This window comes from Flavobacterium potami (genome assembly GCF_020026915.1).
Lineage (GTDB): Bacteria > Bacteroidota > Bacteroidia > Flavobacteriales > Flavobacteriaceae > Flavobacterium > Flavobacterium potami.
In genome coordinates this window covers 137,576-157,657 of the sequence record NZ_JAINUY010000001.1, presented here as the reverse complement: position 1 = coordinate 157,657, position 20,082 = coordinate 137,576, and the positions used below count along the sequence as shown (strand labels likewise).

Below are 20,082 nucleotides of genomic sequence, written 5' to 3'. Positions count from 1 at the left end.
ATTTGCTACTATGAATGATGTAAAACTACTATTTCTTATCTGCCTTTTGTTTTTTTTCGGGACTAAAACCAACGCCCAAAATATTGCTGTTGACCCAACTGTAGCACCACAAGATTTAGTTAAGAACATTCTGATAAATAGTTCTTGCATCAATATCGAAAATGTAAATTCTTCAGGAAATCCTACACCCAATAGGAATAGTTATGGCTCTTTTACAGCTGGTGCCAACTTTCCTTTTTCAGGTGGAGTAGTTTTGAGCACTTCATCAAGTGTAAGAGCTCAGGGACCATTTAACAGAGCAGATTCTGAAGGAGAAAGAATTCCGGGATGGAATGGTGATGCCGACTTAGATACCGTTCTCGGAATTACAGACAGCAGGCAAGCAACTGTTTTAGAATTTGATTTTACAGCATTGAGCAATTCGATCAGCTTTAATTATATTTTTGCTTCCAATGAATATCAATCTTATTTTCCATGTGTCTATTCGGATGGTTTTGCTTTTTTAATTAAAGAAGTAGGAAGCACTGAACCCTATAAAAATTTAGCCGTTTTACCGAATACAAATATTGCAGTTTCCGCAAATACGGTACATCCTAAAATTAATCCCGTTACTTTACTAGACGGAAAAATCGAACCTGGATGTGAGGCTACTAACGAAAGCTACTTTGAGAGATACAACACAACGTCGAGTCCAATTAATTACGCAGGACAAACCGTTGTGATGAATGCTTATACGGAGGTTGTACCGAACAAAAAATACCATTTAAAACTGGTAATCGCCGACGATTTAACAAGACAATACAATTCAGCCGTTTTTCTAGAAGCCGGAAGTTTTCAAACTAAAATAAATTTTGGAGAAAACAGAACCTTTGCTAACAACAATCCTGTTTGTTTTGGAGAAAATTTTATTTTAGACACTAAATTAAGCGCCGCTGATTATACTTTTAAATGGTACATCAAAGATTCTTCTAATAATTATGTTTTGCTTTCTGGTGCAACAACTCCTACTTATGCAGTAATTACTCCAGGAACATATAAAGTCGAAGCTTCTTTAATTAGTGCAACATGTTCGGCATCAGGAGAAATTTCTGTTGATTTTACTCAGGAAATTAAATCATCCAATACCGTACTGGTACAATGTGATGATAATAATGATGGAATTACGATTTTTGATTTAACAAAAACTGCCAATATTGTAAAAAACAATGTTTCGGAAATTACCAATCAAGGTTATTATGAAACTTTAAACGATGCTAGAAACAAAACAAACCCAATTCTTGATCCGAAAAGTTATTCAAACAAAGCTGCCGGACAAATTGTTTTTGCGAGAATTGAAAATAGTTATGGATGTTTTGCAACTCCGCGAATTAGACTAAACATTTCTAATTACGTAATTCCTGATCAGGCCCCAATTGCAACATGCGATGAAGATCAGGAACAAGACGGTTTGTACCAATTTGACTTAAATGCACAAGTAACGCCTCAAGTCATGGCTGGATTGCCGTCAGGATTAGTCGTTAATTATTTTTTAACTGCAAATGATGCTATAACAGAAACAAATCCGCTACCAAATATCTTTAAAAATACCATTCCAAACAGTCAAACCATTTATGTTCGCGCAATAAACGGCCCCGATTGTTATGATATAGCACCAATAGAACTCATTGTTCATACTTTTGACCCGCCAAATTTTGAAGACGAAACTTTGTATTTGTGCAAAGGCGAGCAAATAACCTTATCTGTCGCTTCTGGTTTCAAAACGTATCAATGGTCAAATGGCGATATTGTAAATTCTACCATAATTAGTACAGAAGGAGATTATACTATTTTAGTAACCGATTCAAACGATTGTCAGAAAACAAAAACATTTAAAATAATATTATCTGAACCAGCCACTATTACAGGAGCAGAAATAAAAGATTTTTCAGGAACGGAAAACTCCGTGCAGATTCAATACACAGGGGTTGGGAATTATGAATTTTCACTTGATGGAGCTGTTTTTCAAGACGATCCATTATTTAATCAGGTAAGACCAGGTATTTATAATGCTGTCGCTGTAGACAAAAATGGATGTGGAATCTCAAGTTCATTCTTATTATATGTTTTAGATTATCCTCGATTTTTTACTCCAAATGGAGATGGCTATAATGATTTATGGGAGATTAAAAATCTGGATCAAATGCCTGATTATACCATTTCTATTTTCGATCGGTATGGAAAATTATTAAAACAAATGACTCAAAATAGTTTAGGTTGGAACGGAATTTTTAATGGTCAAGAAATGCCTGCAGACGATTATTGGTTTACGTTGTTATTTGTAAACGGAAAAACCGTAAAAGGTCATTTTAGTTTAAAAAGATAAAACTTTTTAAATTCCAATTTTTTAAAACCCAAACTCCTATCGCTGAAAATGATTTTATTAAAATAAAAAAAGAATCCCAAACTCCTTAATTGGAATTTGGGATTTCTTATATTGAAAATTAATCTTATTAGATTTTATATCTCTTTCTATCTGTTTCGCTTAAGTAAATTTTTCTTAAACGTAAAGATTTTGGAGTAACTTCAACATACTCATCTTTCTGGATATACTCTAAAGCTTCTTCTAAAGAGAATTTGATAGCAGGAATAATTCTAGCTTTATCATCAGCTCCAGAAGAACGTACGTTAGAAAGTTTTTTCGTTTTAGTAACGTTAACAGTCATATCGTCGCTACGAGTGTTTTCTCCAATTACTTGACCTTCATAGATATCCTCGTTAGGATCAACGAAGAATTTACCACGATCTTGTAATTTATCGATAGAGTAAGGAATAGCTTTTCCGTTTTCCATAGAGATTAATGAACCGTTGTTACGTCCAGGAATTTCTCCTTTGTATGGTTCGTACCCAATAAAACGGTGTGCCATAATAGCCTCACCAGCCGTAGCAGTAAGCAATTGATTTCTTAAACCGATAATTCCACGAGATGGAATGTTGAATTTAATAATCATACGCTCCCCTTTACCTTCCATAGAAAGCATTTCTCCTTTACGGATAGTTACGAATTCAACTGCTCTACCTGAAAGGTTTTCTGGCAAGTCGATAGTTAATTCCTCAATTGGCTCACATTTAACACCATCAACTTCTTTGATGATAACCTGTGGCTGACCAATTTGAAGCTCATACCCTTCTCTTCTCATTGTTTCAATAAGAACTGACAAGTGAAGTACACCACGACCAAAAACCATAAATTTATCAGCAGAGTCAGTCTCACCAACTTTCATTGCTAAGTTTTTCTCTAACTCTTTTGTTAATCTCTCACGAATATGTCTAGAAGTAACGAATTTACCTTCTTTACCAAAGAAAGGAGAATCGTTAATTGTAAACAACATACTCATTGTTGGCTCATCAATTGCAATAGTTTGTAAAGCTTCAGGATTTTCGAAGTCAGCGATAGTATCACCAATTTCAAAACCTTCAATACCTACAACAGCACAAATATCACCAGCAACAACTTCTTCTACTTTTCTACGGCCTAAACCTTCAAAAGTGTGTAATTCTTTAATTCTAGATTTTATGATTTTCCCATCTCTTTTTACCAAAGAAATCGGCATACCTTCTTTTAAAGTGCCTCTTTCAAGACGTCCGATAGCGATACGACCTGTAAATGAAGAGAAATCTAAAGAAGTAATCAACATTTGAGGAGTTCCTTCTGATACTTTTGGTGCAGGAACATTTGCGATAACCATATCTAACAATGGCTCAATATTTTGTGTTTGAACTTTCCAGTCCTCAGACATCCAGTTGTTTTTTGCTGAACCGTAAACCGCTGGGAAGTCTAATTGCTCTTCAGTAGCTCCTAATTCAAACATCAAGTCAAAAACTTTTTCGTGAACTTCTTCCGGAGTACAGTTTTCTTTATCTACTTTATTGATAACTACGCAAGGTTTCAATCCTAAATCGATCGCTTTTTGCAAAACGAAACGAGTTTGTGGCATTGGACCTTCAAAAGCATCAACTAATAAACATACACCATCGGCCATGTTCAATACACGTTCTACTTCACCTCCAAAATCGGCGTGGCCTGGAGTATCGATAATATTGATTTTTGTTCCTTTATATTGAACAGAAACGTTTTTAGAAGTAATAGTAATACCTCTCTCACGCTCTAAATCATTATTATCTAGGATTAAATCACCTGTGTTTTCGTTTTCACGAAATAATTGACAGTGATACATAATTTTATCAACCAAAGTGGTTTTACCGTGATCGACGTGGGCAATAATTGCAATGTTTCTAATAGATTCCATCTGTGATTTTTAATGGGCGCAAAGGTACACTTTATTTTGTAAAAAAAAACGTTTCGAACATAGTTTGCGTATATACAATCAATTAGTTAATACAAAACATCAAAATATAGCCCTTAAATTGACATTAACATATGTTTAGTTATAGTTAATTTAACTATATTTGGAGTAATGAAAAGTAAAACCCTCCAAATTACTCTTATCTACATCATCCTCTCGATAATTATGGCAATTATATGTCATCAATTGCTTATCCCTTACTTTTCTTCGTCTGAAAACCTGTATCTATCGCTCTTAAAAGACATTTTTTTCATTTTAATAAGCGGACTTTTTTTCAGCTTAATCCTTGCAAAAAATGAGAAAAGAAATATTAGCATTTTTGAAAAGTTAAACAAAACTAACGAAGAAATAAAAGAATCAAATGAAAAGTATGACATCGTAGCAAAAGCGACGAGCGACACCATTTGGGACTGGAAAATACAGGAAGACAGCATAAACTGGAACAAAGGAATAGAAAGCGTTTTTGGATACAACCCAAAAGAAGTCGGCAAAAGCTCAAAATGGTGGTTCGACAAAATACATCCTGAAGACAGTATTCGAATGTCAATAAAACTATATTCTTTTATCGAACAAAAAACGCAAAACTGGCAAGATCAATATCGCTTCAGATGTGCAGACGGAACTTACAAATATGTTTTGGACAGAGGATTTTTACTAAAAGATGAAAAAGGAAGAGCAATCAGAATGATTGGAGCCATTCAGGACATCACCAAACAAAAAGAAGAAGAACAGCGTTTAAAATTACTAGAAACAGTAATTACACAATCCAAAGATTCTATTTTAATTACAGAAGCTAATTCACCAGACGGAAAAATTCCTAAAATAGTATATGTAAATCCTGCATTTTCACAAATGTCCGGTTATCAATCCAATGAAATTATCGGAAAATCAGCTAATATCTTCAAAGGACCTAACTCTGATTCAGAAGAATTAAAAAAACTTCTAAAGGCAATAAAAAACGAAGAAGAATGCTTAATTGAAACTATTACGTACACCAAAAACAAAGAAGAATACTGGGTACGTTTTTCTATGATTCCAATTTTTAATAACGAAAATATAATTTCACATTGGATTTCGATACAAAGAGATATTACCGATGAAAAAAAATTAGAAACAGAAAAAGAACATCTTATTCGAGAATTGACTCAAAACAACAAAGACCTTAAGCAATTCTCATACATAACTTCTCACAACCTGAGAGCGCCTTTATCCAATTTAATAGGACTACTGAATCTAACAGAAGATATTCCTATTGAAAATGAGGAATTACAGGAAATTCTGGCCGGATTCACTAAATCTACTCACTTATTAAACGAAACAATTAATGACTTAGTAAAAGTCATCATTATAAAAGACAATCCTTCCATGCAAAAAGAGGAAGTGTCATTAAAAGAGGTTTTCGAAAATGTATTCAGTCAATTATCTTTTCAAATTGAACTACACAAACCTATTATCAAACTCAAGTTTGACAGACTACCACAATTGATTACAAATAAAGCTTACATCGAAAGCATTTTACTCAATCTACTTACAAACTCAATAAAATACAAATCTGAAAACAGAAAACTAAAAATTTCCATAACCGCTGAACAAATTGACAACAAAGCAATAATAACCTTTAAAGACAACGGTATAGGAATTGATTTGGAAAGAAACCGAGATAAGATATTTGGATTATACCAGAGATTCCACAATTATCCAGACAGCAAAGGATTGGGTCTTTATCTTGTAAAATCGCAGGTAGAAACAATGGGAGGAATTATTTCCATCGAAAGTGAAGTCAATAAAGGAACCACATTTACAATAACATTTAAAAACTAAATTATTATGCTTGAGCAGATTTTATGCATTGACGATGATCCCATCACATTAATGTTATGCAAAAAAGTAATTTCAAAATCTTCATTTTCACATGAAATTATCACAGCTCAAAACGGTGAAGAAGCACTACATCATTTCAACACCTTAAAATATACGAATGACAAAAATCGAAGAAAACCCGAACTTATTTTTTTAGATTTAAACATGCCGATAATGGGTGGTTGGGAATTCTTAGATCACTTTACCTCACCGGACTACAATGAATTCAACTCTGCACCAGTAATTGTTTTATCTTCAACTATTGACCCTGAGGATCTTGCAAAGGCAAAAAAATACCCTATTATAATTGATTTTCTTTCGAAACCAATCACACAGCAAATGCTGGAATATCTTAAAAAGAAGATAAATCTTTAAAAGCAATTTCATTATTTAACCTATTTAAAAAACAAATCCCAAATCCCAATTTAAAGATATTGAGGTTTGGGATTTATTTTTTCTCTAAAATTCACCTTTAGCGTTAAAACAAAAAAAGTCCTCAAAAGAGGACTTTTATATATTTTGTAAATTGTTTTTAATTACAATTTAGCAACGTGTTTTGTTAATTTAGACTTCAAGTTAGAAGCTTTATTATCATGAATGATGTTCTTTTTAGCTAATTTATCAATCATAGAGATTACAGTTGATAATTTTGCAGTAGCATCAGATTTATCAGTAGCTAATCTTAACGCTTTGATAGCATTACGAGTAGTTTTATGCTGATATCTGTTAAGAACTCTTCTTTTTTCGTTACTTCTGATTCTTTTTAATGCTGACTTATGATTTGCCATTTTCTTTTAATTTTAGATGTAATAATTATTATAAATACTAGTTAAAAAAGAAAAACCTCCCACAATTATAAAACAAATCACTTTGGTTTTAACTAATAAAATAAAAACCGAGACACCAATTTTTATTTTACAAAACTTATTTACAACTAATTTTTGTAGTCTGTAAGGGAATCGAACCCCTGTTACCAGGACGAAAGCCTGGAGTCCTAACCCCTAGACGAACAGACCGATTTCTTCTAAGTTCTCTTCAATTTAATAAAATTGAAATTTGTAGTCCGTGGGGGAATCGAACCCCCCTTACCAGGATGAAAACCTGGCGTCCTAACCGATAGACGAACGGACCTAATTTTCCGTATTTGGAAATTTTCAATATGTAAAAAAACTTGTAGTCCGTGGGGGAATCGAACCCCCCTTACCAGGATGAAAACCTGGCGTCCTAACCGATAGACGAACGGACCGCGCTTCTGTATTGCGGATGCAAAGATACATCTATTTTTTAGTTGCACAATAGTTGAAGCAAAAAAAAATATATTTTTTTAATATGCCTTCGCAAAAAGCACCCTCTTAGAAGAAGGATTCCCAGTAAACACACAGCTTCCAGCCTCTTCAACAGCACTCAAAGGGATGCAGCGAATTGTAGCTTTTGTCAAATCTTTTATCTTTTCTTCCGTTTCGGCAGTTCCGTCCCAATGAGCAGAAATAAATCCTCCTTTACCTTCTAAAACTTCCTTAAACTCCTCAAAATTATTTACTTCAGTAACATGTGAATTACGATAATCTAGTGCTTTAGCAAATAAATCACTTTGAATCTGTTCTAATAGATCATTAACATAATCAACGATTTTCTCCGCAGCCACAACCTCTTTTGACAAATTATCACGTCTTGCTACTTCAAAAGTTCCGTTTTCAAGATCTTTTGGTCCAACTGCAATTCTAACAGGAACACCTTTCAATTCCCACTCAGCAAATTTAAATCCTGGCTTTTGAGTTGTTCTGTCATCATATTTTACTGAAATTTTCAGCTTTCTTAATTTAGCTGTCAATTCATTAACTGCAGTTGTAATCTCTGCTAATTGCTCATCTGTTTTATGAATCGGAACAATTACAACCTGAATAGGTGCTAAATTTGGAGGAAGAACCAAACCTTGATCATCAGAATGCGTCATAATCAAAGCTCCCATCAAACGAGTAGAAACTCCCCAAGACGTCCCCCAAACATGTTCCTGCTTTCCTTCTGCATTAGCAAACTTCACATCAAATGCTTTTGCAAAATTCTGACCTAAAAAGTGAGAAGTTCCAGCCTGCAATGCTTTTCCATCCTGCATTAATGCTTCAATACAATAAGTTTCATCTGCACCTGCAAAACGTTCTGTTTCTGTTTTAATACCTTTTACAACCGGAATAGCCATAAAGTTTTCAGCAAAATCAGCATAAACGTTCATCATTTTCTCAGACTCTTCAATAGCCTCAGCTTTTGTAGCGTGAGCAGTATGCCCTTCCTGCCATAAAAATTCTGCAGTTCTTAAAAACAAACGAGTACGCATTTCCCAACGTACTACATTCGCCCATTGATTAATAAGTAAAGGCAAATCTCTGTAAGATTGCACCCATCCTTTATATGTAGACCAGATAATTGCTTCACTTGTAGGACGAACGATAAGCTCCTCTTCTAGCTTTGCATTTGGATCAACCATTAGTTTTCCAGGTCTATCTTCGTCATTTTTTAATCTGTAATGCGTTACAACAGCACATTCTTTTGCAAATCCTTCTGCATTCGTCTCTTCCGCCTCAAACATGCTCTTCGGCACGAATAACGGAAAATACGCATTTTGATGTCCAGTTTCTTTGAACATACGATCTAACTCAGCTTCCATTTTTTCCCAAATAGCATATCCGTACGGTTTGATCACCATACAGCCTCTAACTCCTGAATTTTCAGCTAGATCCGCCTTAACAACCAGCTCGTTATACCATTTCGAATAATCTTCTGATCTTGTAGTGAGGTTCTTACTCATATTATATAGTTTGGCACAAATTTTGTTTTAAATAATTTTAACTAAATAGTTTGACAAAACTAACTATTTTTGTAATGTGCAACAATAAAAAACACCACAGATATGAAAACTAACATTTCTATTCGCCAAAACTCTAATCATTTTTACTTAATTGGATTATTGAGTTTATTGCTAGCGTCGTGTGGTTCTTACCAAAATTCATCTTATCATGACAATGATGGTGTTTATGGTAATTCATCAAACAGCTACGTGCAGTCTAATTCAAACGGCACTAACAATCAATATAAAGACTACTTCAGATCTTTACAAGACGACAATCAGCCAACGGAAATTTTTACAGACGTTGACAACTACACTAATTATGCAGAAAACGATAGTACTCAAACCGCATCAGTAGGCTATCCTGCATGGGGAAGCAGTAATTCTGAAGTTTCAGTAAATGTATATTCTGACCCAACATGGTCATTCGGTTTTGGAATGGGCGGCTGGGGTTACCCATATTACGGATGGGGTTATGGATGGGGCTACCCTTACTACGGATGGGGAGGCTATGCAGGATGGGGCTACCCAGGCTACTGGGGTGGCGGCTGGGGATACCCAGGTTACTGGGGAGGCGGATACTACTCTTACAATAACTACAATTATTCTTACGGAAGAAGAGGTTCTGCAGCATATTACAGCGGAAGAAACTACGGCTACAACAGAAACTACACTTCTAACAGAGGATACGCAACGAACAGAAACTACACTTCTAACCGAAGCTACTCTACCAACAGAAGCAGTTATACCACAAACAGAAATTACACAACAAACAGATCTAGCAATGGCTATACTGATTTCAGAAGAACTTCTACAGTAAACGGAAGAACGTCAAGTCCTACATTTACAAATAGAAGATCAACCACTAACGGTTCTGACTACAGCACTTACAGCAATAGAAGATCATACAACAACAACAGCAACGGTACTACAAATAGAAGCTACACTCCTAGCAACAATAGTAGTCCATCGAGAAGTTATACTCCTAGCCCATCTCGTTCAATGAACAATAGTGGCGGAGGCGGAAGCATGAGATCATCTGGCGGCGGCGGCGGCGGAATGAGATCTGGCGGCGGAGGAGGAAGAAGATAATTCTTCCTTCAAACTAAATTCATACTAAAAACTTATTCCAAATGAAAAAAATACTTTTCCTACTCATAACAGGACTAACTGTCAGCGCGTCATATTCTCAGGACATTTCAGATGCTTTGCGTTATTCTCAAGACAACTTAACAGGTACCGCTCGATTTAGAGCAATGGGAGGCGCCTTTGGAGCTGTCGGCGGAGATTTATCTTCTTTGAGCGTTAACCCAGCTGGTTCATCAATTTTCAACACCAATCAAGTCGGAGTATCTTTTAGCAATCAGAATATTAAAAACAATTCTAATTATTTTGGCACTCAAACTTCAGACAAAGAAAATTCCTTTACTTTAAATCAAGCAGGTGGTGTTTTTGTTTTTACAGATAGAAACCCAAATAACGGATGGAACAAAATAGCAATTGGTGCAACATACGAAAACACTAATAACTTCAATAGCAGAACGTTTTCTGCAGGAACAAACCCAACCAATTCAGTAGATGGGTATTTTCTAGCTTTTGCCAATGGCATTCCGCTAGGAGATATTTCAAACATTCCTTACGACCAACTTACATATAGAGAACAACAAGCCTTTTATGGTTATGACGGATATGTAATCAACCCTGTTGCAGACAACGACAACAATACGCAATACACTTCAAATGTACCGGCAGGAGGAAATTATCATCAAGAAAATGAAATATACACTAGAGGATATAATAGCAAAGCAAGTTTCAACATCTCCACCTCTTACAAAGACAGGTTATATTTTGGAGCAAATTTAAATATTCACGTAACAGATTTTAGAAGAACTTCAAGTTTTTACGAATACAACAACAACCCTCTACAGGCCAACGAAACAATTTCTAACCTACGTTTCAACAACGAACTTTACACTTACGGAAACGGATTCTCTTTCCAATTGGGTGCAATAGGAAAAATAACTGATTCATTTAGAGTTGGTTTAGCATATGAATCTAATACTTGGTATGAATTATACGATGAAGTTTCACAAAGCTTATACAGTACAACAGAAAGCGCAAGCAGTTCAACCGACCACTCGGTTAACCCTAACATTATAAATGTATACGAACCTTATAAATTACAAACTCCTGACAAATGGACCTTTAGTGCATCTTACATCTTTGGAAAATCAGGATTATTAAGCATCGACTATGCTGTAAAAAACTATGGAAATGCAAAATTCAAACCAACTAACGATCCTGGATTCAGAGAAGTTAACAATGATATAAGCAACAATTTAACCAGCACAGGTGAGCTTAGGATTGGAGGAGAATACAAAATCAAACAATTGAGTTTACGAGGAGGATATCGTTTTGAAGGAAGCCCATATAAAAACGGAACTACCATTGGCGATCTAACGAGTTATTCTGGAGGCTTAGGATATGATTTCGGAGGAACAAAAGTTGACTTAGCTTATTCTTATTTAGAAAGAAAATCAAACCAAGGATTTTTTAATACAGGCTTTACAGACGGAGCAAACATTAGCTCAAAATTAAACAATGTAACACTTACATTATTATTCGCATTGTAATTAAAATTAAATAGATGAATGAAAATTTCCGTCAGATTTTATCTGACGGATTTTTTTTTATTGATTTTAAGCTTTTTCAACGCATCAACTTCATAAAAAACAACTAAAACAAACTACAAACTAGTGTTGTTTGAATAAAAAAAGTGTAATTTTGCACTCCAATTTATAAAAGTATGAGAACCAAGTCTTTAAAAAAGAACAAAATTAACGTAATCACTCTTGGGTGTTCAAAAAATGTTTATGACAGTGAAGTCCTTATGGGGCAACTGCGTGCTAATGGAAAAGAAGTTGAACACGAAGCGCCTGCAGAAAAAGAAGGAAACATTATTGTAATCAACACTTGTGGTTTTATTGATAATGCAAAAGCTGAGTCAGTAAACATGATTTTGGAATATGCTGACAAAAAAGACAGAGGAATAGTTGATAAAGTTTTTGTAACAGGATGCTTGTCTGAACGTTACAGACCGGATTTAGAAAAAGAAATTCCAAATGTCGATCAATATTTTGGAACAACAGAATTACCTCAATTATTAAAAGCTTTAGGAGCTGACTATAAGCACGAATTACTTGGAGAGCGTTTAACTACAACTCCAAAAAACTATGCTTATTTAAAAATTGCCGAAGGTTGCGACAGACCTTGTAGTTTTTGCGCGATTCCTTTAATGAGAGGTTCGCACGTTTCTCAGCCAATTGAAAAATTAGTAAAAGAAGCTCAAGGATTAGCAAAAAATGGCGTTAAAGAATTGATTTTAATCGCTCAGGACTTAACTTATTACGGACTTGATCTTTACAAAAAGAGAAATCTTGCCGAACTTTTAGAAGAATTAGCAAAAGTAGAAGGAATTGAATGGATTCGTTTGCATTATGCTTATCCAACTGGTTTCCCTATGGACGTTTTGGAATTAATGAAACGCGAACCTAAAATTTGTAATTATATCGATATCCCGCTTCAACATATTTCAGATTCTATTTTGAAATCAATGCGTCGTGGTACAACTCAAGCAAAAACCACACAATTATTAAAAGACTTCCGTGCTGCTGTTCCTGGAATAGCAATTAGAACGACTTTAATTGTTGGTTATCCTGGTGAAACTCAGGAAGATTTTGAAATTCTGAAGGATTTCGTTCAGGAAATGAAGTTTGACAGAATGGGATGTTTTGCTTATTCTCACGAAGAAAATACTCACGCTTACTTACTGGAAGACAATGTACCTGATGATGTAAAACAAGCAAGAGCCAATGAAATTATGGAACTACAATCTCAAATTTCTTGGGACTTGAATCAGGAAAAAGTCGGTAAAGTATTCAGATGCATCATTGACAGAAAAGAAGGTGCTCATTTTGTTGGTCGAACTGAATTTGACAGCCCAGATGTTGACAATGAAGTTTTAATAGATGCCTCTAAACATTATGTAAAAACAGGAGAATTTGTTAATATAAAAATAATTGAAGCAACAGAATTTGATTTATACGGAGAACCTGCTTAAATTTACGCTGGACAATTGTTAATCTTAGAAAAAATACTTTTATGAAACCAATTCAGACTTTATTTATTTTAGCTTTTAGCCTAGTATGCTTCACTGCTTCTGCACAGTATGGAGGAGGCTACAATAACGGTTACGGCGGTTACGGAAACGGTTATGGCAATGGCTACGGAAGAGGCGGCGGAATGGGGATGGATAGAAGTATGATGGGTGGACAACAACAAGGCACACCAAGCAAACCTAAAGAAACACCTCCTGAAGAAACAGCGGCAATGGTTGTTGAACAAATGAAACCACAAGTAAATCTTGACGAACTTCAAGCTATTGCAATTTCAAATGTTTTAGCAGAAAGTATCAGAGAACAAGGTATTTTGCTGAAAAACGAAAGCAGTAGCCAGGATCAAAAAATTGAGCAAATTAAAGCTTTAAGAGAAAGTACCGACAAAAAGATCAACGCATTCTTAAATCCGGATCAAATTGACAAGTACAAAACTTTCATGGATACTTTAAAAGAAGTAAAGAAAACGAAAAAGAAGAAAGGAAAAGATAAAGATTCTAAAGATAACAAAGAAGTAAAAGAAAATACAGATACGAAAATCTCAGAATAATCGTTTAAACTTATAAAAAACAACGAATTATGACAAAAAAGCTTTTTTGTTATCTGATTTTAGCTGTTGCAATCAGCGCATGTTCTACAAATCCGTATAAGAATACGGAAAAAGCTTATGACCAACAGTTAAAAACTTTAGAAAGCCAAATTACCAATAAAGAAGCAAAACCAATTCCAGCGGTGAATCCACTTGTTATTGACACTTCTTACGCACAACAACTTGGCATTATAAAAGATACTTTATCAAAAACAGGGTCTCTTTATTTAACGAACGGAATCAATACAGAATGGATTGGTACCGTGAATTTTAATTTGAGAAAACCTAGTTTTGTAATTATACATCATACTGCGCAAGATTCTCTTCAGCAAACGATCAGCACTTTCACGAAAACAAAAACACAAGTCAGCGCTCATTATGTCATTTCTGAAAACGGAAAAGTAGTTCAAATGCTTAACGACTATTTGAGAGCTTGGCATGCAGGAAATTCAACTTGGGGAAAAACAACAGACCTCAACTCCTGTTCTATCGGAATTGAATTGGATAATAATGGTTTTAAGCCTTTTACAGAAGCGCAAATCAGCAGTTTAGTTGCCTTACTAACTAAATTGAAAAAAGACTATAATATTCCAACTCAAAACTTTCTAGGTCATGCTGATATCGCGCCGGGTCGAAAACAAGATCCAAGTGCTCTATTTCCATGGAAAACCTTGGCAGAAAAAGGATTTGGAATCTGGCCTGACGAAATTTTGGAACCAGCGCCATTCGATTTTAAAATTGAACCTGCACTCAGAATTATAGGTTACAATACTAAAAATTTAACCGCAGCAATTCAGGCATTTAAATTGCATTATATCCAAACTGATGCAACTTCGGTTTTAGACAGAAAAACAATCGATACTATTTATTCGATTTATAAAAAACAGGTTCAGTAAATAACCTTAAATAAATTAAAACAAAAAAGCGTTTCTATTAATTTAGAAACGCTTTTTTGTTTTCATAGGCAAATTATCCGCAAGAAGATGCTCTTCGGTGTACCTCTATGGAAAACGCAAAAAGCTTAAAAAGAAGAAAGAGAAGAGAAGAAAAAGACAAGAAGAAAGAGACAAGAAAAAAGAAAATAGAAGTATCTAATCTAAAACCCGAAACTTGAAACTTGAAACCTGAAACCTGAAACTCGAAACCTGAAACAAATAAAAAAGCTGCCAAAACATTAGTATGTTTCGACAGCTCCAAAAAAAAAAAAAAAATATCAATCTTTGTCTCTAGAAAGAGTATGTTGTAGCAATTAATCCGTAGAAGTTTCCTCCTGTTGGCATTACATCTTTATCTAAGAAAATATCTTCTGATGCTGCATCGTATCTTAGCTCAGGAATAATTGTCAATTTTCCAACTTTAAAGTTCAAAGAAACGGTATTAGCAAAAACACTAGATCCAGCTAAAGTTCCAAGACTTGGAGCGGCATCTTTTGCATCAAAATATTCCATTCTGTATGCTAAAAGCAATGAAGAGCTGAATGAGTAGTTAGCATATCCTACGATAGAAAACCATTCTCCATCTAAAGTGCTGTCAAAATCATTTTTAGTTTTAGCATAAGTTGCATTTAAACCAAGAGCAAAACTATCGCTGATTGTTTTAGAAGCCGTTAAATCAAATTGTGTTTTGTTTTCATCTGAAACCGGAATTGTACTTCCTGGTATTGGATTACTACTTCCTGTTGTAAAATTAAGGTATGCACTTCCTGTATCTCCAATATACCCAACTTGTCCGATGAATGTTTTTTGATAAGAACCCGCATCCATTGCAGATTTAAAATCTGTCGGGTTTGTAAGTCCTAACATCGCAGTAAATTTTCCTGAAGTATATTGTGCTTTCAAACCTGTATTAAAAAATGGTCCATAAGAGAAAGCATACGACATACTGTAGTTTTTGTTATCGACAGCATCTAAAACCTCATAACCTATGTGAGTTCCGAAACTACCTGCTACAAACTTAAATTCTTCGGTTACATTATAGGTAAAAAATAATTGTTTAATTAAAAATTTTGCACTTGCATCTTTATCAGGCGTTTCGTTATATGAAAATTCTGCTGCTCTTTTTCCGAAACCCAAATCAACGAATACAGACGCTTTTCCGAAAGTATGTCCTGCTTCTATCGATGCCATTCCTAGTTCGAATGAATTCTGAGAGTTGGTAAAGCTCGTTAATCCATTCATTTGTTTTGAAAAATCATATTTATAATATGCATCGGCAGAACCTCCCCAAGTGGTTGCTGGAGGGCTTGCAGTTTCATCTTCTTGGGCAAAGGCAAAAGAACTCGTTAACATGGCGGTTAAAATGTAAAATGCTTTTTTCATGTTTTAAATTGGTTTTTAGTTATTAAATTGATTCTGGTTAGTTAATCTTTTATATAGCTACTTTAATAGTATAAGTCATTTCTAAAACCTTTTAATCTCCTCAAATCATCATCATTTTCTTTAGCGAATTTATTAACTTTTGTATCATCAGAATAATCCAAAACTACTTTTTTGACGTTTTACGCAAAGAATTACGGATTACAAAAATTAACCTTCCAATAATCATTATTTGATATTTATAGATTATTGTTTTTGAAAATTCAATAACATAATTTTACCATTTTAAACAAAATAAACATAGGTAAAAGTAAAAAATACTACAAAAAATCAGTAAAGAATCTTAAAAACAAACTTAAAAAACACAACACCCCTATTTTTTTAGGGGGTAATAATAAAATAAAATAAAAAAGCCGATACTTTAAAATCCTTAAAAAAGAAAATCAACTCAAATATTTACAAGAAAAAATTCCTACAAAAATAAAGTCATATAAATTGTTTTAAGCACTAAAACTCCTAATGCCATTTCACATAGAAATACTAGTAAAAATGAAAAAGCCTGTTCTTTACAGGAACAGGCTTTTTCAAAAAATAAATAAAATACTTTTTACTCTTTGTTGTACTTTCTTAAAAACTCACGTATTTTAATTCCGGACTCTTTTAAATCTTCATCTTTCCACTTTCCTTCGGAACTTGCTGATTTTTTCAAAATAGAGCAGGTTTCATCTTTATCAGAAACCGACCAGGTAATCCAGCTTAACTTTTTAGATTCCATCCAGTCGATATATTCCTGCCAAGCTTTGTAGTTTAGTGGACCATCACCCGAAGCTTCCATTCCGGCTGATTCTGAAATAAAAACTGGCAAACCACTTTTAATAGCAGCATCTGTACGATCTCGTAATTCTTTTCCGTGAGTTGCTGCATAAAAGTGCATAGTATACATTATATTAGTATAACCTACAATCGGATCTTCGGCTGGACGATCGATATCCTGATCCCAATGTGGACATCCAACCAAAATAATATTATTAGGATCGTTTTCTCGAATGACTCTAATTATCTCCTCCGAATAGCTTTTTACTTCCGACCAAGTTTCATAATCCGGCTCATTAAAAACTTCATATATAATATTAGGATACTTGGCATATTTTTTTGACATCTCAGCAAAAAAAACTTTCGCTGCTTTCAGATTAACATTATGACTGTGCCAATCGATAATTACATATATATCAGATTTAATTGCCCCCTTTATAACAGCTTCTACTTTTTCTTTAGAAAACTCTGGATCATTTATATACGAATGATCTCCTAGCTCAACGCCCATTGCTGCACGGACGACATTACAATTAAAATCTTTTTTTAACCAGCTAACTGCTCTTTCATTATAAAATCTTGGCCACAAACTATGCCAGCCAAAACTTAAGCCGCGTAATACTATTGGATTATTATTTTTATCGACAAGTTGCGTTCCTTGAACATTTAATTGACCATGTTTCTTTACAAACTGTGCTTTAGAAACATTTGCCATCATAAAAAAGAAAAAAGCGGCATACCAAAACTTTGGTTTCATAAAATACAACTTTTAGGGAATTAATTTTAAAGTAATAACATCGTGCGAAGCTATTTCGGCAGTAAAGGTCTTTTTCGTATTTCCGATTTCTTTGTTTTTCCAAAGATCTTTTATTTTGAAAATTGTTTTATTGAAATCAGCCTCATAGCCAAAATCGACATCTTTGATCGTGTTTTTCTTCCAATCAAAATTTATTTTTTTTGAAGTTTCTGCTTTATTTACAAAACTAACTGCCCAAGCTCCATCTGAAAGCGGTTTTACCCAAACTTCTACCCCATCTAAAATAGCATATTTAAAACCTTGAATTCCCAATTTATCCTGATTGACAGCAATTAATTCTTTATTCGTTAAGATTGCCAAAGTTTCTTTTGACATTTTTCTATAATCGTTTCCAGTAAATAAAGGCGAAGACAACATACACCACATAGAAAAATGCGTTTTATCTTCAGTATCATTCATTTCATTTCCTACTTCCATCATATCAAAATCATTCCAATGATCTGGTCCAGAATATTTACGGATATCTTTTCTCATATCGGCAATTTTCATGAATCCCCACGAAGACCAATTTTCCGGATGTTTGAATTCGCAATCAAAACACGGATAAATATCTCCTGAAATTCTCCAAAGATTCCCAATTGGTTTCCCCCATTCCCAAGGCTGATTGTCTCCCCATTCACAAAGACTAAACACAATTGGTCTTCCTGCTGTTTTAAGCGCATTACTCATTGTAGTATAGGCTTCTTTTGCTGTAATTCCTTCCGTATTGCACCAATCGTATTTTAGAAAATCTATTCCTAATTTTGCATAAAATCTCGCATCCTGATATTCGTAACCTCTTGTTCCTGGATAACCAGCACAAGTTTTTGTTCCTGCACAATTATATAATCCGAATTTTAAACCTTTGGCATGAACGTAATCGATCACCGCTTTCATACCGCTTGGAAATTTTTCAGGATCTGGAACTAGATCACCGTTTGCATCACGTTCGTGCGTCATCCATCCGTCATCTAATACTATATAATTATATCCAGCAGCTGCCAAACCTGAAGAAACCATAATATCGGCAGTTTCTTTTACCAGTTTCTCATCAATATTAGTTGCAAAAGTATTCCAAGAATTCCAGCCCATTGGAGGTGTCATAGCAAAACCTTCAAATTTTCCAGCTTGCTGTTTATGCGTATTTCCTTGGCCGAAACTAAAATTGAAAATACTTAAAGCAAGTAACAAAGCGATTTTTTTCATTTTATTAAAACTTAAATTATTATAAAAAGATGTTCCCTAATTTTTCAACTAGGGAACATCTCACAAACTAACTCAAAACAGAATCTTATTTTAATACAAATCCTAAATCATCAAACAATACTGTATTACCACCGTCATTATTTGATTCTTGGAAAGTAATCATTGTCAAACTTGAAGGATTACCTAATTTATCTAGCGGAATTTCCATATAAACCCATGTTGTGGTTACAGGAATTACATAGTTTGGTCCGCCGTTTAAATTAAAGTTTACCTGACCATTTTTAGCACCTTTTACAGCAATTCTAAATGCTTTATACGGAGCCATATCTACATTGAAGCCCCAGTTTCCACCGTCCCAAGGTCCAAATTCCCATTGCCATGATTTTTCGCCTTGGTAAGAATCTCCAGCAAAATCAAAATTCACACCTTTTCCTGCCCAAGGTCCTCCCCACTGCATTCCGTATAATTTATCATCATATAATGCTGTACCAATAGCTTCTTTTGAAACCGCTGTTCCAGAAATATTAGCTACTGCCAAATATCTATGATTAGCGTTGGCTGGAATTTTTACTACGATTTGCTCCAAAGTCGACGATACAACCTGAACAGGAACAGCTGGTTGCGTATCCGTTTTAGCCAATGTAACAATCGGATCTAAGAAATACTTCCCTTTTATAACTACCTCATCTCCTTCTGCACAGTTGATATAATTGAATCCGCTGAAAGTTGGTACTGGAGGCGCAACCATCAAATCGAACTCTGCTGTTCCTGACTTTGTTACAACCTTTAATTTATTGGAAGCATTTGCATAAGGAGTATTCTCGTCGACAAGAATAATAATATCGGTATCGGTTACAAAAGTGGACTTGAAATACGTATCGTAATCATTAAAATAAACTTTTGTTGTATTTAGAAATCCTTTACCGTGAATAACATAATAGTTTTTCGGATCTACTAATTTTGTTGGCTCTAATGGTTTAATACTCCCATCAAGATTATAACCAGAAGGCATTACCGACTCTATCACAGGAGCTCCTGTATAGACATCTGTACTATCGTCGTTAGAGCATGAAGTAAAAAACACTAGAGATAATACCCATGTCAAACATGCTACTATTGAAACAATTTTTAAATTTTTCATGT

The 20,082-nt window shown here is 34.4% G+C and carries 15 protein-coding genes and 3 tRNA genes; 8 read left to right on the top strand and 10 right to left on the bottom strand.

Annotated elements, in window-relative coordinates; translation table 11 throughout:
* The first annotated feature begins 10 nt into the window (after positions 1 to 10).
* The gene (locus K6T82_RS00745; protein WP_223704113.1) at positions 11 to 2,362 is read left to right on the top strand and encodes a T9SS type B sorting domain-containing protein; all 2,352 of its coding nucleotides are present in this window, start codon (positions 11 to 13) and stop codon (positions 2,360 to 2,362) included.
* Between the two features lie 127 nt (positions 2,363 to 2,489).
* Here the strand turns inward: K6T82_RS00745 and typA are convergent, their stop codons facing one another.
* Positions 2,490 to 4,286, bottom strand: a complete 1,797-nt coding sequence (gene typA / locus K6T82_RS00740) for a translational GTPase TypA (protein WP_223704112.1) — start codon at positions 4,284 to 4,286, stop codon at positions 2,490 to 2,492.
* 168 nt (positions 4,287 to 4,454) lie between these two features.
* On the opposite strand from typA, the gene K6T82_RS00735 reads away from it, so the two are divergent.
* Both K6T82_RS00735 and K6T82_RS00730 read left to right on the top strand, forming a co-directional pair.
* On the top strand, positions 4,455 to 6,164 hold the full coding sequence (locus tag K6T82_RS00735) for a PAS domain-containing sensor histidine kinase (protein WP_223704111.1): 1,710 nt from the start codon (positions 4,455 to 4,457) through the stop codon (positions 6,162 to 6,164).
* Between the two features lie 6 nt (positions 6,165 to 6,170).
* Positions 6,171 to 6,578 (top strand): response regulator, encoded by a 408-nt coding sequence (locus tag K6T82_RS00730; protein WP_223704110.1) that lies wholly within the window; start codon positions 6,171 to 6,173, stop codon positions 6,576 to 6,578.
* Positions 6,579 to 6,739: 161 nt separating this feature from the next.
* Here the strand turns inward: K6T82_RS00730 and rpsT are convergent, their stop codons facing one another.
* The 5 genes from rpsT to proS form a co-directional block, all read right to left on the bottom strand.
* A complete protein-coding gene (gene rpsT, locus K6T82_RS00725; protein ID WP_089052957.1) occupies positions 6,740 to 6,991 on the bottom strand; it encodes a 30S ribosomal protein S20 in 252 nt (83 codons plus the stop codon).
* Positions 6,992 to 7,147: 156 nt separating this feature from the next.
* Positions 7,148 to 7,219: transfer RNA gene (locus K6T82_RS00720), tRNA-Glu, on the bottom strand.
* 43 nt (positions 7,220 to 7,262) lie between these two features.
* Positions 7,263 to 7,334, bottom strand: a tRNA-Glu gene (locus K6T82_RS00715).
* Between the two features lie 43 nt (positions 7,335 to 7,377).
* Positions 7,378 to 7,449, bottom strand: a tRNA-Glu gene (locus K6T82_RS00710).
* Positions 7,450 to 7,527: 78 nt separating this feature from the next.
* Positions 7,528 to 9,006 (bottom strand): proline--tRNA ligase, encoded by a 1,479-nt coding sequence (proS, locus tag K6T82_RS00705; RefSeq protein WP_223704109.1) that lies wholly within the window; start codon positions 9,004 to 9,006, stop codon positions 7,528 to 7,530.
* Between the two features lie 102 nt (positions 9,007 to 9,108).
* Here proS and K6T82_RS00700 point away from each other — a divergent pair, with 102 nt between their 5' ends.
* The 5 genes from K6T82_RS00700 to K6T82_RS00680 all read left to right on the top strand — a co-directional run bounded on the left by K6T82_RS00700 (position 9,109) and on the right by K6T82_RS00680 (position 14,705).
* Positions 9,109 to 10,137 (top strand): hypothetical protein, encoded by a 1,029-nt coding sequence (locus K6T82_RS00700; RefSeq protein WP_223704108.1) that lies wholly within the window; start codon positions 9,109 to 9,111, stop codon positions 10,135 to 10,137.
* Between the two features lie 41 nt (positions 10,138 to 10,178).
* Positions 10,179 to 11,678, top strand: a complete 1,500-nt coding sequence (locus K6T82_RS00695) for an OmpP1/FadL family transporter (protein WP_223704107.1) — start codon at positions 10,179 to 10,181, stop codon at positions 11,676 to 11,678.
* Between the two features lie 173 nt (positions 11,679 to 11,851).
* A complete protein-coding gene (rimO, locus tag K6T82_RS00690; RefSeq protein WP_223704106.1) occupies positions 11,852 to 13,165 on the top strand; it encodes a 30S ribosomal protein S12 methylthiotransferase RimO in 1,314 nt (437 codons plus the stop codon).
* 41 nt (positions 13,166 to 13,206) lie between these two features.
* Entirely contained in the window at positions 13,207 to 13,770 is a 564-nt protein-coding gene (locus tag K6T82_RS00685; RefSeq protein ID WP_223704105.1) for a hypothetical protein, read from the top strand.
* 29 nt (positions 13,771 to 13,799) lie between these two features.
* Positions 13,800 to 14,705: an N-acetylmuramoyl-L-alanine amidase gene (locus K6T82_RS00680; RefSeq protein WP_223704104.1), complete on the top strand. Its 906-nt coding sequence runs from the start codon at positions 13,800 to 13,802 to the stop codon at positions 14,703 to 14,705.
* 330 nt (positions 14,706 to 15,035) lie between these two features.
* Here the strand turns inward: K6T82_RS00680 and K6T82_RS00675 are convergent, their stop codons facing one another.
* The 4 genes from K6T82_RS00675 to K6T82_RS00660 form a co-directional block, all read right to left on the bottom strand.
* A complete protein-coding gene (locus tag K6T82_RS00675) occupies positions 15,036 to 16,127 on the bottom strand; it encodes an outer membrane beta-barrel protein (protein ID WP_223704103.1) in 1,092 nt (363 codons plus the stop codon).
* 604 nt (positions 16,128 to 16,731) lie between these two features.
* Positions 16,732 to 17,694 (bottom strand): glycoside hydrolase family 5 protein, encoded by a 963-nt coding sequence (locus K6T82_RS00670; protein ID WP_223704102.1) that lies wholly within the window; start codon positions 17,692 to 17,694, stop codon positions 16,732 to 16,734.
* 12 nt (positions 17,695 to 17,706) lie between these two features.
* Positions 17,707 to 18,939, bottom strand: a complete 1,233-nt coding sequence (locus K6T82_RS00665; protein ID WP_223704101.1) for a glycoside hydrolase family 27 protein — start codon at positions 18,937 to 18,939, stop codon at positions 17,707 to 17,709.
* Between the two features lie 85 nt (positions 18,940 to 19,024).
* Positions 19,025 to 20,080 carry a hypothetical protein gene (locus K6T82_RS00660; RefSeq protein WP_223704100.1) on the bottom strand — a complete coding sequence of 352 codons (1,056 nt, stop codon included), beginning with the start codon at positions 20,078 to 20,080 and terminating at the stop codon, positions 19,025 to 19,027.
* Positions 20,081 to 20,082: the final 2 nt, after the last annotated feature.

What these genes read in the sequence shown, in the direction of transcription:
- K6T82_RS00745 (WP_223704113.1), top strand. Translation starts at nt 11, where the DNA reads ATGAATGATGTAAAACTACTATTTCTTATCTGCCTTTTGTTTTTTTTC.
- typA (WP_223704112.1), bottom strand. Translation starts at nt 4,286, where the DNA reads ATGGAATCTATTAGAAACATTGCAATTATTGCCCACGTCGATCACGGT.
- K6T82_RS00735 (WP_223704111.1), top strand. Translation starts at nt 4,455, where the DNA reads ATGAAAAGTAAAACCCTCCAAATTACTCTTATCTACATCATCCTCTCG.
- K6T82_RS00730 (WP_223704110.1), top strand. Translation starts at nt 6,171, where the DNA reads ATGCTTGAGCAGATTTTATGCATTGACGATGATCCCATCACATTAATG.
- rpsT (WP_089052957.1), bottom strand. Translation starts at nt 6,991, where the DNA reads ATGGCAAATCATAAGTCAGCATTAAAAAGAATCAGAAGTAACGAAAAA.
- proS (WP_223704109.1), bottom strand. Translation starts at nt 9,006, where the DNA reads ATGAGTAAGAACCTCACTACAAGATCAGAAGATTATTCGAAATGGTAT.
- K6T82_RS00700 (WP_223704108.1), top strand. Translation starts at nt 9,109, where the DNA reads ATGAAAACTAACATTTCTATTCGCCAAAACTCTAATCATTTTTACTTA.
- K6T82_RS00695 (WP_223704107.1), top strand. Translation starts at nt 10,179, where the DNA reads ATGAAAAAAATACTTTTCCTACTCATAACAGGACTAACTGTCAGCGCG.
- rimO (WP_223704106.1), top strand. Translation starts at nt 11,852, where the DNA reads ATGAGAACCAAGTCTTTAAAAAAGAACAAAATTAACGTAATCACTCTT.
- K6T82_RS00685 (WP_223704105.1), top strand. Translation starts at nt 13,207, where the DNA reads ATGAAACCAATTCAGACTTTATTTATTTTAGCTTTTAGCCTAGTATGC.
- K6T82_RS00680 (WP_223704104.1), top strand. Translation starts at nt 13,800, where the DNA reads ATGACAAAAAAGCTTTTTTGTTATCTGATTTTAGCTGTTGCAATCAGC.
- K6T82_RS00675 (WP_223704103.1), bottom strand. Translation starts at nt 16,127, where the DNA reads ATGAAAAAAGCATTTTACATTTTAACCGCCATGTTAACGAGTTCTTTT.
- K6T82_RS00670 (WP_223704102.1), bottom strand. Translation starts at nt 17,694, where the DNA reads ATGAAACCAAAGTTTTGGTATGCCGCTTTTTTCTTTTTTATGATGGCA.
- K6T82_RS00665 (WP_223704101.1), bottom strand. Translation starts at nt 18,939, where the DNA reads ATGAAAAAAATCGCTTTGTTACTTGCTTTAAGTATTTTCAATTTTAGT.
- K6T82_RS00660 (WP_223704100.1), bottom strand. Translation starts at nt 20,080, where the DNA reads ATGAAAAATTTAAAAATTGTTTCAATAGTAGCATGTTTGACATGGGTA.